The sequence below is a fragment of the Micromonospora sp. C28ISP2-4 genome, assembly GCF_030519385.1.
GTDB lineage: Bacteria > Actinomycetota > Actinomycetes > Mycobacteriales > Micromonosporaceae > Micromonospora > Micromonospora tulbaghiae.
The window spans coordinates 242,985-255,131 of record NZ_JAUMKG010000002.1; the positions used below are offsets into that span (position 1 = coordinate 242,985).

At 74.1% G+C, this 12,147-nt stretch carries 8 protein-coding genes; 1 reads left to right on the forward strand and 7 read right to left on the reverse strand.

Features of this window, described 5'->3' with window-relative positions; translation table 11 throughout:
- Positions 1 to 38: 38 nt before the first annotated feature.
- Positions 39 to 1,592 (forward strand): GGDEF domain-containing protein, encoded by a 1,554-nt coding sequence (locus Q3W68_RS09880; RefSeq protein WP_302905171.1) that lies wholly within the window; start codon positions 39 to 41, stop codon positions 1,590 to 1,592.
- 68 nt (positions 1,593 to 1,660) lie between these two features.
- Here Q3W68_RS09880 and prfA read toward each other — a convergent pair whose 3' ends face one another.
- The 7 genes from prfA to Q3W68_RS09915 all read right to left on the reverse strand — a co-directional run bounded on the left by prfA (position 1,661) and on the right by Q3W68_RS09915 (position 11,944).
- A complete protein-coding gene (gene prfA, locus Q3W68_RS09885; protein WP_302905172.1) occupies positions 1,661 to 2,749 on the reverse strand; it encodes a peptide chain release factor 1 in 1,089 nt (362 codons plus the stop codon).
- A gap of 88 nt (positions 2,750 to 2,837) precedes the next feature.
- Positions 2,838 to 3,062: a 50S ribosomal protein L31 gene (gene rpmE / locus Q3W68_RS09890; protein ID WP_181570044.1), complete on the reverse strand. Its 225-nt coding sequence runs from the start codon at positions 3,060 to 3,062 to the stop codon at positions 2,838 to 2,840.
- A 344-nt stretch (positions 3,063 to 3,406) separates the two neighbouring features.
- Positions 3,407 to 6,835: a phosphodiester glycosidase family protein gene (locus Q3W68_RS09895; RefSeq protein WP_302905173.1), complete on the reverse strand. Its 3,429-nt coding sequence runs from the start codon at positions 6,833 to 6,835 to the stop codon at positions 3,407 to 3,409.
- Between the two features lie 138 nt (positions 6,836 to 6,973).
- The gene (gene rho / locus Q3W68_RS09900; protein ID WP_302905174.1) at positions 6,974 to 9,106 is read right to left on the reverse strand and encodes a transcription termination factor Rho; all 2,133 of its coding nucleotides are present in this window, start codon (positions 9,104 to 9,106) and stop codon (positions 6,974 to 6,976) included.
- A gap of 335 nt (positions 9,107 to 9,441) precedes the next feature.
- Entirely contained in the window at positions 9,442 to 10,344 is a 903-nt protein-coding gene (thrB, locus tag Q3W68_RS09905; protein ID WP_302905175.1) for a homoserine kinase, read from the reverse strand.
- A gap of 64 nt (positions 10,345 to 10,408) precedes the next feature.
- Positions 10,409 to 11,653: an MFS transporter gene (locus Q3W68_RS09910; RefSeq protein WP_302905176.1), complete on the reverse strand. Its 1,245-nt coding sequence runs from the start codon at positions 11,651 to 11,653 to the stop codon at positions 10,409 to 10,411.
- Positions 11,654 to 11,662: 9 nt separating this feature from the next.
- Positions 11,663 to 11,944, reverse strand: coding sequence for a hypothetical protein (locus Q3W68_RS09915; RefSeq protein WP_302905177.1), 282 nt, complete (start codon positions 11,942 to 11,944; stop codon positions 11,663 to 11,665).
- Positions 11,945 to 12,147: the final 203 nt, after the last annotated feature.

The window sequence follows — 12,147 nt, forward strand, 5'->3', positions numbered from 1 at the left end:
GCGGGTGCGTCCGGGCGCACACCGCAGGGAGGTCGCGAGTGGGCTGGCTCGACCAGGTCGAGGACCAGGTTGACGCTCTCCGCCGCGCTCGGTCACTGCAGGAGGCCAGCCGGTCCGCGGAGGCGTGCGCCCTGCTCGACCGCGTCATCCACACCACTGACGACCCGTACGCCCGCGCGGACGCACTCGTGCAACGCCTGTCCGCGCTGATCAATCTCGGCCGCACCGCCGAGTTCACCCGCGCCGTCGAGGACGCCTCCGCCGCCGTACGCGATCTCGCCGAGCCCTACCTGCACGGGCACCTCAACGCGCTGGCCGCGCTCGCCGCCCACCACCAGGGCGCGCTGGACAGGTGCGTGATGCACCTGGTCCGGGCCGCCCGCGCGCTCAGCGCCGACGACACCCCGGACCGGGACACCGCCTGGGGCTGGCACGACCTGGCGATGGCGTACTCCTACCTCAGCTTCCACGGCCACGCGCTCGGCGCGATCGAGCGGGCCCGGGAGGTCGGGCTCAGCGTCGGCATCCCCGAGGAGACGTTCGCCGCCCCCGGGATCCGGTTGCGCAACGCGGTCGCGCTCGACCACAACGGCGACAGCGACGGCTGCCTGCGGGTACTGCGCGACGTCGCCGGTGACCTGGCCCGGTTCCTGCGTGGCGGGGGCGCCGGCAACCTGCGCCCGAGCAGCCTGGCCGCGTACGGCTACGCCGCCGCCCGCCGGGCCGCGCTCGGCGACCGGGTGGAGTCCGCCGGGGACGCCGACCCGAACCGGCTGCTCGGTCACGGTGGTGACAGCGCCCGCGCCCGCGACCTGCGCCAGCTCGGTCAGGTCTGCCTCGCGGTGGCCGGCGGCCGCCCGATCGAGGCGGTCACCCGGCTGGACTCGCTGCGGGTCTCCGACGAGACGCTCGGCGCGGCCGAGGCGACCCGGCTGCGCAGCGTCGCGCTGGCCCGGGCCGGTGACCACGCCGGCGCGCACCGGGCCGACCGGCACGCGTTCCGGCTGGCGGCGCGGCGCAGCGACCGGCTGCGGGACGTCTACATCGACGGCATCGCCGCCCGGATCGACCACGAGGAGATGCGCCGCGAAGCGGCCCGGTACGAGGGCGAGGCGCTCACCGACCCGCTCACCGGCCTGCCCAACCGGCGCCGGCTGGAGCGCTACCTGGGTGCCGTGGTGTCCCGGGGCGAACGGGTGGTGATCGGCGTCTGCGACCTCGACGGGTTCAAGGCGGTGAACACCCGGCACGGCCACCACTCCGGCGACCTGGTGCTGCAACGGGTCGCCGGGGTGATCAACCGGGTGATGCGGCGGGGCGACTTCGTGGCCCGCTACGGCGGCGACGAGTTCGTCGTGGTGCTGCCCGATACGGTCATGCCCGAGGCGGTCGAGGTGGCCCGCCGGATCGAGGCGGCCGTCCGCACCGAGGACTGGGAGTCCCTGGTCCCGGGCACGCCGGTCGGGGTGACCATCGGCTTCGCCGAGGTCGACGGCAGCACCACTGTGAGTGTCCGGGAGGCGCTGGGCGCCGCGTTCGAGCTGGCCGACCGGGAGATGCTGCGCGCCAAGGCGCGGTTGCGGGCGAGCTGAGCGGTAAGGAGGGGCCCCTTGTTAACGCCTCCGGTAGAGGAGGGGCCCCCGCTTAACACCCCCAGCGGTCAGCGGCGGGACAGCTCGGTCTCGCCGGCCAGCCGGGCCGCGCGGTCCGCCTCGGCCAGCGCGTCGAGCACCCCGTCCAGCTCGCCGGCCAGCGCCAGGTCGAGGTTGTACGCGGTGTAGCCGATGCGGTGGTCGGTGATCCGGTTCTGCGGGAAGTTGTAGGTGCGGATCCGCTCGGACCGGTCCACGGTGCGCACCTGGGCCTTGCGGGCGTCCGACGCCGCCGCGTCCGCCTGCTCCTGGGCGGCGGCCAGCAGCCGGGCGCGCAGGATGCGCATGGCCTGCTCCCGGTTCTGCAACTGCGACTTCTCGTTCTGGCAGGAGACCACGATTCCGGTGGGCACGTGGGTGATCCGTACCGCCGAGTCGGTGGTGTTCACCGACTGCCCACCGGGGCCGGACGAGCGGAACACGTCGATGCGCAGCTCGTTCGGGTCGATTGTGACGTCGACGTCCTCCGCCTCGGGCAGCACCAGCACTCCGGCGGCGCTGGTGTGGATCCGGCCCTGCGACTCGGTGACCGGGACGCGCTGCACCCGGTGCACGCCGCCCTCCCACTTGAGCCGGGACCAGACGCCGTTGCCGCCCTCCGGCACGCCCTTGCTCTTGATCGCCAGCGAGACGTCCTTGACGCCGCCCAGGTCGGAGTCCTGCGCGTCGATCACCTCGGTGACCCAGCCGTGCCGCTCGGCGTACCTGGTGTACATCCGCAGCAGGTCGCCGGCGAACAGCGCCGACTCCTCGCCGCCCTCGCCGGCCTTGATCTCGACGATCACGTCCTTGGCGTCGTGCGGGTCGCGCGGGATGAGCAGTTCCGCGAGCCGTTCCTCCAGCGCCGGCAGGGACGCGGCGATCTCGTCCGCCTCGGCGGCGAACGTCGCGTCCTCGGCGGCCAGCTCGCGGGCGGCGACCAGGTCGGCGCGGGCCTGCTCCAGCTCGCCGGCCGCCTTGTGCAGCGGGACCAGTTCGGCGTACCGACGGCCGACCCGTCGGGCGGTGCCCTGGTCGGCGTGGATGGCCGGGTCGGCCAGCCGCCGCTCCAGCTCGGCGTACTCGTCGAGGAGGGCGGCCAGGCGCTCACTGCTCATGCTGCGGATGCTCCTTGGGAATGGAACCGGCACAAACGGACGAACGCCCGTGCCCGGCAGGAGCCGGACACGGGCGTCGTCGACGGAGCTACTTGGCCTTCTTGGCCTGAACCTTGGCGTACTTCTGCTGGAACTTCGCGACCCGGCCGGCGGTGTCCAGCACGCGCTGCTTACCGGTGTAGAACGGGTGGCAGGCGCTGCAGGTCTCGACGCTGATGGCGCCGCCCTTGGCGGTGCTGCGGGTCGTGAAGGTGTTGCCGCAGGAGCACCGGACCTCGGTGGTCGTGTACTCCGGGTGGATGTTGGGCTTCATGTCGCCTCGGTCCTTTCGTCGGTGGTCGCCGGGTCGCCGTCAGTGCTCCCCGTCGTCACGACGGGCTCGGGCGTGAACCGGAACCGGTGGCCGATTGACCAGTCTGCCACGGGCGTCTTCCACCCGGCACAGGAGGTCTGCCACCCCCAACGCCGGCCCACCCGTCAGCATTCCCAACCCCACCCCACCCACTCCCCCAGCGCCGAGCCCGGGCCACCCCGCCCCCCGGCCCACCCCGACCCCGTCGATCATGAAGTTGACCGTGCTTCCTGTCGCTTTTGTCCGGGCCAACTTCATGATCGACGGGGCCTAGGGGCGAGGGCGGCGGGCCCGGGCGGGGCGGGTCAGCGGGTGGTGGTCACCTGGGCCTCGGCCTTCACGCCGTTCACGGTCACCGTCAGCTGCACCTGAGCGCCGGGGCGCAGAGCCGTGAGCGTGCCGGTGGCCGGGTCGAAGCGGGCGGCGTGCCACGGGCGTACGCCCGCCGCGCCGCCGATGTGCAGGTTCGGCGACCCGGACCAGTCGGCGCTGACCGGCGCGGCCACCGGCACCTGCCGGCCGCCGGGCTGGGTGAGCGTGGCCGTGACGTCGGCCGGCGTACGCCGGGACACCTGCGCGGGCGCGGTCAGCGCGAGCCGGTCGACGTGGGCGTGCGTCTCCGCGCTCACCCACTTCGGGCCCTCGGCGAGCGGGTCACGGCGGGCCCGCTCGGCCTCCCCCGGCGTCACCGGATCCACCCCGAACTCGGTCCAGCCGGTGAACCCGCCGAGCGCGGCCGGGGTGGACGGGTCCTTGCCCGAGTTGCCGTTGATCACGTACGGGACGCCGTCCACCCGGTCGGCGTGGAACGTGCCGACGTGGCCGTTGACCATCAGCGCGCCCTTGCCGGTCCGGTGCTGGAAGTCGGCGAGCCACTGCTCGACCAGTGCCGCCTCCTTACGGTCGCCGAGCTGGCTGGCCTTGGCCGGGCTCGGGTCGCGCGGCGGGTGGTGGAAGAACACCGCGACCGAACCGACCGACCGGTCGGCGGCGGCCTGGTCGAGCGTCCGGCGCAGCAGCTCCACCTGGTCGAACCCGCCGCCGCGCAGCGAACCGGTGGCCGTGCTGAGCGTGAGGAAGCGGGTGCCCCGGTGGTCGAAGACGCGCGAGGTGTCCCCGAAGACGCTGCGGAAGTTGTCGATCGGCGCGCCCATGATCTCGTGGTTGCCAGGCGCGTAGTGGTAGGGCACCTCGCCGCCCAGTTCCTCGTCCAGGATGCGCTTGGCCAGCGCGAAGTCCGCCGGGTAGGCGGTGTCCACGAAGTCGCCGTTGATGATCAGGAAGTCCGGCCGGGCGGCGCGGACCTCGCGCAGCGTACGGCGGGCCTGGGCGACCAGGTCGCTGTCCGGGTTCGCGGCGACGAACTGGGCGTCGGAGAGCACCGCGAAGCGCCAGGGCGCCCCGTCCACAGTGCCGTCGCGTACCACCACCCGGTCGGTGCGGTTCGGCTCCGGCGGTGCCTGCACGTCCGGGGGCACGCGGGCCACCAGGTCGTCGATCACCACCTCGCTGCGGTACTGCTTGGCCGCGTCGGTCTCGGCCACGTAGAACCGGCGCACCCGCACCGGGTACTGCACGCCCGGCGGTACGGCGAACTCGACGTACTTCCAGCCGGTCCAGTCCAGGTACGGGCCGCGCAGCACGAACTGGGTGTCCTGCGCGTCGTGCAGGTGCAGGCTCGGCCACTCGCCGGTGCCGTTCGCCTTGATCCACATGCCGAACGCCTGCGGCTGGCCGGGGACGTCGATCCAGGCGGGCGGGTCGGCGTAGGCGGCCCGGGTACCGGTGGACTGGCTGAAGTCGTACGACATCCGCAGTCCGCCGCCGGTGTGCCCCTCGGCCGGTGCGACCGACCCGGACGCGCGGGCCTGGCTGAACTTCCACGACGCGGCGTCGTCGAAGCCGGCCACCGGCACGTCGGTGAGCCCGACAGTCACCGGCAGGACCGTGCTGTGGTTGCCGACCCGCGCGGTGACCAGCGCCGAGCCGGTCGCGGCGAGCGCCTTGACGGCCAGGTTGCCGTCCGCGGTGGGGGTGACGGAGAGCAGGTCGCTGTCGTACTCCAGGGTCAGGTCGGCCGGTTCGATCGGCGCGGTGTTGCCCTCGGCGTCGTAGCCGACGACGCCGAACAGGCCGCTGTCACCGGCCCGGTCCAGGCCGACCCGGTCGACTGTGCCGTCGATCCGCGCCAGCGGGCCGAGGACGGTCAGCTCGATCGTGCCCCGGGCCCGGCCCCGGGCGGCCGTGACGGTGCTGCGGCCGGGGACGGCGGCCCGGAACACGCCGTCGCCGTCCACCCGGCCGTGGGTGGCGTGCCAGCGTGGCTCGCCCGCGGCCGGGCCGTACGTCTCGTCGTATCCGGCGGCGGTGAGCCGGCGGGTGAGGCCGGGGAAGACCCGGTCCGGTCGGCCGCCGCGCACCGGCGCGACGCCGGGCGCGGCGGTCGGGTCGCTGGCGGTCTCCAGCCAGTAGCCGGTGAGCCGGCCGCTGCCCTTCGGGGCGTAGACGGCGAGCCCGTTGGGCACCGGCCGCTCGCTGCCGTCGGAGGGGCTGTTCTCCACCTGGACCGTGGCCGCACCCGGCTCCCGGGCCAGCAGCGTGGAGGAGCCGCCGCCGTCGAGGTTGAGCGCGTTCGCGGCGCCCAGCTCGGCCATCATGCGGCCCATCTCGGTCTGGGTGACGCCCCGGCTGTCCACCTGCCGGCCGTCCACGGTCAGCATGATCATCTTGCGGCCGTCGGCGGAGAACCCGACGGCGGTGCGCGGGGCCAGCGACGCGTCGGCGATGCTCTGCACCACGCCGTCGCGGACCAGCACGTTGCCGCCGCCCACGGCGGCGCGCAGGTCGGCGCCGTCGGAGGCCCGCGGCCGCCAGGACATGTCCACCGCGTCGCCGGGGCGAAGCGCGGCGAGCGCGTCGGCGCCGACCTCGCGGCCGAGCAGCACTGTGCTGCCGGCCGGGATCGGCCCCTCGCCCGCCGTCGTGGCGACGCTCGCCACCCGGCCGCCGGTCACCGTCACCTCGACCGTCCGGGCCGCGCCCTCCACGGCCCGCTTCCTGGTGTACGACCCCCAGAGCGGCGTGAACACGCCCACGCCGTCGCGCTGCACCATGTTGTTGAACTGGGTCAGCGGCACCGGCCCGGCGGGCAGCGTCGCGGTGCCCTCGAAGCCGACCTCGACCACCCGGCCGACGCCCTGGGCGCTGATCCCGACGGCGTTGGGGTGCCCGGCCACTGGGGACTGCACCAGCTCGCCGGAGCGGACGCCGACGCCCTGGGCGGCACCGGAGTTGTTGATGTCGAAGAAGTCGCCGTTCACCGCCGCGACGGCACGGGACCGGTCCACCGCGGCGCGCAGCGGCTCGTCCTTCGTGACCTCGCCGGAGTTCACGTAGTCCACGGTCAGCCCGCCGGCCAGGTCGGCGGTGAGGGCGTCGGCGCGCAGCCAGCCGGCCGCGTCGTACCTGTCGAAGGAGGTCAGGTCGAGGCCGGGCGCGACCGGCCGGGTGGTCTTGGCGGTCTCCAGGCCGCCGGCCGGCTCCACACCGGCGAGCGCGACGGCGGAGTCGGGACGGGACGAGGCGCGTGGCGCGTCCTCGGCGGCGGTGGCCGACGGTGCGGCTGCCGACGGCGCGGCGGCCGTGGCGGCGGACGGCACCGGCGCGGTGAGGGTCAGCAACGGCGTCAGCAGCAGGACGCCGGCGAGGTGGGCGGGTCGACTGCGGGTTCGCATGGACGACAGTCAACCCGACGGTGAACAGAAGTTTCAATACCTTGAGGCTTAACCGTAGAAAAACTTCACGGTCCGCCCGGTACGCGACGAGGGGCACGGCCGATGCGGCCGTGCCCCTCGTTCGACGGATCCGTCAGCTCACTCGCCCGGAGTGGACTTCGCGATCTGCATCAGGAACTCGATGTTGGTGCGGGACTGCTTGAGCCGGTCCAGCAGGAGGTCGAGCGCTGCCTGCGAGTCCAGCGAGTGCAGCACCTTGCGGAGCTTGTGGATGATCGCCAGCTCCTCCGGCGCGAGCAGGACCTCCTCCTTGCGGGTGCCGGAGGGGTTGATGTCGATCGCCGGGAAGACCCGCTTGTCGGCGATCTTCCGGTCCAGCTTCAGCTCGGCGTTACCCGTGCCCTTGAACTCCTCGAAGATGACCGTGTCCGCCATGGACCCGGTCTCCACCAGCGCGGTGGCGAGAATGGTCAGCGAACCGCCGTTCTCGATGTTGCGCGCCGCGCCGAGGAAGCGCTTGGGCGGGTAGAGCGCGGTGGAGTCGATACCACCCGACATGATCCGGCCGCTGGCCGGCGCCGCCAGGTTGTACGACCGGCCGAGCCGGGTCACCGAGTCGAGCAGCACGACCACGTCGTGCCCCAGCTCGACCAGGCGCTTCGCCCGCTCGATCGCCAGCTCGGCGACTGTGGTGTGGTCCTGCGGCGGACGGTCGAACGTGGCCGCGATGACCTCGCCCTTCACCGACCGCTGCATGTCGGTGACCTCTTCCGGCCGCTCGTCCACCAGCACCACCATCAGGTGGCACTCCGGGTTGTTGCGGGTGATCGCGTTCGCGATCGCCTGGAGCACCATCGTCTTACCGGCCTTCGGCGGCGACACGATGAGCGCCCGCTGGCCCTTGCCGATCGGCATGACCAGGTCGATCACCCGGGTGGTGAGGATGTGCGGCTCGGTCTCCAGCCGCAGGCGCTCCTGCGGGTAGAGCGGGGTGAGCTTGTAGAACTCCGGCCGGCGCTTCGCCTCGTCCGGCTCCATCCCGTTGATGGTGTCCAGCCGGACCAGCGGGTTGTACTTGTCGCGCCGCTGCTCGCCGTCCCGCGCGGCCCGCACGGCGCCGGTGATCGCGTCACCGCGGCGCAGGCCGTACTTCTTGATCTGGGACATCGAGACGTACACGTCGTTCGGGCCGGCCAGGTAGCCGGTGGTCCGGACGAAGGCGTAGTTGTCGAGCACGTCGATGATGCCGGCGACCGGGACGAGCACGTCGTCCTCGCCGACCTGCGGCTCGCGGCCGCCACCGTTGTCGCCCTCGCCCCGCTCGCCGCGGCCGCGACGACGGTCCCGGAACCGGCTGCGCCGGCCCCGCCGGCCGCCGCCCTCGCCGTCGTCGTCGCCGTCGTTGTCCCGCTCGGCGCGCTGACCACGGTCGTTGCGGTCACCCCGGTCGTTGCGGTCGTTACGGTCGCCGCCCCGGTCACCGCGCTCGTTGCGGTCGCTGCGCTCGGCGCGCTCGCTCCGGTCGGCCCGCTCGTTGCGGTCGCCCCGCTCGGCGCGGTCACCACGCTCGGCGCGGTCACCACGGTCGTTGCGCTCGCCACGGTCGTTGCGCTCGCCGCGCTCGCCACGGTCGGCCCGCTCGCCGCCGCGCTCACCGCGGTCGGCCCGCTCGCCGCCGCGCTCGCCGCGGTCCGCCCGCTCGGCGCGGTCACCGCCGCGCTCACGGCCCCGGCCCTCGTTGCGCTCGCCGCGCTCGGCCCGGTCGCCGCCGCGCTCGGCCCGCTCGCCGGTCTCGGCGGGTGCCTCCTCGACGCGCGTCGTCTCGGCCGGTCGCGCCTCGGCCGCCGGCGTCTCGGCCGGTCGCGCCTCGGTGGTCGCGGCGGCGGCCCGGCTGCGGCGACCACGGGTACGACCCTCGGTCACCTCGGCGGCCGGCGCCTGCTCGGCGGGGCGTGCCTCGGCCCGCTCCTCACGGACCTCCGCGTGCACCTCCTCACGGGCGGGAGCGGACGCAGCCGCCACCTCGGCTCGCGGTCGAGGGGTTCCGGCCGCGGCGCCGCCCTGCTGCCGCTCGGTGATGGCACTGATCAGCTCGCCCTTGCGCATGCGAGCGGTGCCAGAGATGCCGAGCGACGCGGCCAGGCTCTGGAGCTCCGGCAGCAGCATCGCCGACAGACCGGTGCCGCTCCGCCGGCGGCGCGTGGGGGCGGCGGTGGTGGCATCGCCAGCGACGTTGGAAACATCCGACGTCACGTCGGTGGTGTCGCTCAATGGATTCCTTCCCTCGATAGGCCGGGCTGCCCGGAGTCGTGAAACCAGGTGGCCGGGCGGCCTCGGTGCACCCGCCTCGCATGACGCGTCGCGGGAGTCTGTGACACAGCAGCCGGTGGTTTCCCGACTCACCACCGTCGGTGAGCAGGTCTCGCCGTCTGCGGCGACCTGTGGAAACTGCGGCGCGGCGTGGGCCTTGAGCAGGGGTGACGGGCTACCGCCGAGAGCTTCGGGGGTGCGCCGAACCGCAGGAAGATCGCATGCTTCGCGGCTGTGCTAGGTCTAGAGCGTAATCGCCTCGTCCGACCTGCGGCAACAGGGCCCCGCTCGGCGTGTCAAAGTCTACCCCGGATGACCCGGGCACCGCTGACATCTATCGGCAACTCCCACCGGCGCCAATCTGTTCCCGCCTGGAATCCGGCCGGGACCCCGGAGAGCGCCAGCACCGTCGGACCCGCCCCACTGACCACAGCCGCCACAGCGGCCTCGCGCAGCGCACCGACCAGCCCTGCCGTGGCGGGCATCCCCGGCGCGCGCTGCTCCTGGTGCAGCCGGTCGACGGTGGCGGGCAGCAGCAGCCCGGGATCCGCGGTCAGCGCGTGCACCAGCAGGGCCGCCCGGCCGGCGTTGAACGCCGCGTCGGCGTGCGGCACGGTGGCCGGCAACGCCGCCCGGGCCACCGAGGTCAGGCCCCGCTCGGCGGGCACGAAGACGGTCGGGCGCACGGCCGGCGCCACCGGCAGCGAGACCGCCCGCGCGCCGCCCGGTTCCGTCCAGGCGATCGTGAAGCCGCCCAGCAGGCAGGGCGCGACGTTGTCCGGATGCCCCTCCAGCTCGGCCGCCAGCCGCAGCGCGGCGTCGTCGTCCAGCCGCTGCTCGCCGTCGGCCACCAGCGCACGGGCCGCCAGCACCCCGGCCACGATCGCCGCCGACGACGAGCCGAGCCCCCGGGCCTGCGGGATGCGGTTGACGCACTCCAGCGCCAGGCCGGCCGGCTGCGCGCCGAGCGCGTCGAAGGTGGCCCGCATCGCGGTGACGATCAGGTGCCGCTCGTCCGACGGCAGCTCCCCGGCGCCCTCGCCGGTGACCGACACCCGTACGCCGCCGTCTGTCACCTCGGCCGTGACGTCGTCGTGGCGGCCGAGGGCCAGCCCCAGCGCGTCGAAGCCGGGGCCCAGGTTGGCGCTGGTCGCGGGCACCCGGACCCGCACCGGGCCGGGGGTGAATGTGGTCGGCACCGGCTCATGCTAGGACGTCACCCCGACAGCCCGGCCGGACCGCCCGGAGCGTGGGACCGGCGTGTCAGCCGGTGCGCTCGGGGGCCGGCGTGTCGACCGGGTCGGTGAGCGAGAGCCGCCGGGTGGCGAACCGCCAGCCGATCGCGTACACGACTGTGACCAGGCCACAGCCGGCCAGCACGGTGCGCTCGTCCACCCGGTCCACCACGAGCGCCACCACCAGCTGGCTCACCGCGATGGCGAGCGTCGCCAGCATCATGTCGGTGGCGAAGACCCGGCCGCGGAGCCGGTCCGGCACCTCGCCCTGCAACGCGTAGTTGGACAGCACCCAGTTGCTGCCGCCGCCCAGGTGCGCCAGGAAGACCAGGACCAGCACCAGCGGGAACCAGGTCACCACCGAGGCGCCCAGGTAGGCCAGGCCGTACATGGACATGGACAGCGCCAGGCCGCTGAGCAGCCAGGCCCGGTTGCTCAGCACCCGGCGCATCATGATCGGGCCGACCAGCGCCCCGGCGCCGCGGGCGGCGAAGAGCAACCCGGCGCCGACCGCGCCGACGCCGTACACCCCGGCGAGCAGCGGGAAGACGGTGAGCACGCCGTTACCCAGGCCGACCGCCGACTTGACGGTGACCAGCGCCAGCACGCGCGGGCGGTGGGCGATGTAGCGCAGCGCCTCCCGGATCGCCGCCCAGGTGCGCGGCACCGTCGCCGCCGGGTCGCGCGGCGCCTGCAACGGCCGGCGGATCAGCGCGGCCAGGCCCGCGGCGGCGAGCAGGCCCACGGCGGCCACCCAGAAGCTGGCGTACGGGCCGGCGACGGCGCTCAGGATGCCGCCGAGCGAGGCGCCGACCACAGTCATCGTGCCCCAGGCCGAGCCGGCGACCGCGTTGCCGGCAGCCAGGTCCTCCGGGTCGACCACGTTCGGCAGCGCTGCCTGGGCGGCGGGCGAGTAGAACGCCTTCGCCACGGCCACCAGCGCGATCGCCGCCAGCGCCAGCCAGGCCGTACCGGCGCTGCGCACGCCGAGCAGCAGCAGCACGCCGGCCAGCGCCCCCACGTTCGCCACCATCATCACCTTGCGGCGATCGAACCGGTCGGCGATCGTTCCGGCGTACGGGAGCAGCAACGCGGTCGTGCCGGTGTCCACGGCCAGCACCAGCGCGCCCCAGACGCCGCTGCCGGTCAGGTCGGGCAGCAGCACCAGCAGCGGCACCATGACGAACCAGTCCGCGCCGAAGACCACCAGCTCGGCGAGGAACAGATGGCGGAAGTCGCGGTTGCGGACGAGTACCGAGAGGGTGGGTGACACGCGGGCACCCTACCGGGCCGCCCCGGGCGCGGCAGCGCGGCGCAGCAGGTCGGAGACCGTGACGAACGTGTATCCCCGGGCCCGCAGACCGTTGATCATGTCGGGCAGGCCGCGGAGCGCGACGAGCCGGCCGTCGTTGCCGACGTCGTGGCCGAGCAGGATCGTGCCGGGTCGCACGTCGGCGACGATCCGCCGGGCGTGCCCGGCCGGGTCGTGCGGGAACTCGCTCTCGACCATCTGGAGCGTCCAGAGCACCAGGCGGTAGCCCAGGCGGGCCGACGCGTACAGCACGGAGCCGCCCAGGTGCCCCCAGGGCGGGCGGGGCGGAGCCGATCACGGCCCCCCCGAGCAGCAGCGCGGAGCGGCGCAGCACGGTACGCCGATCCCACCGGCCCGCACCGCCCGCCACCACGCCCCCGAACCATAAGTAGGCAACAGCTCACTGAGCGTACCGCCCGGTGTGGCTCGGGTGTGTCCCGCGCGCCGAGTGCCGG

What these genes read in the sequence shown, in the direction of transcription:
- rpmE (WP_181570044.1), bottom strand. Translation starts at nt 3,062, where the DNA reads ATGAAGCCCAACATCCACCCGGAGTACACGACCACCGAGGTCCGGTGC.
- Q3W68_RS09895 (WP_302905173.1), bottom strand. Translation starts at nt 6,835, where the DNA reads ATGCGAACCCGCAGTCGACCCGCCCACCTCGCCGGCGTCCTGCTGCTG.
- prfA (WP_302905172.1), bottom strand. Translation starts at nt 2,749, where the DNA reads ATGAGCAGTGAGCGCCTGGCCGCCCTCCTCGACGAGTACGCCGAGCTG.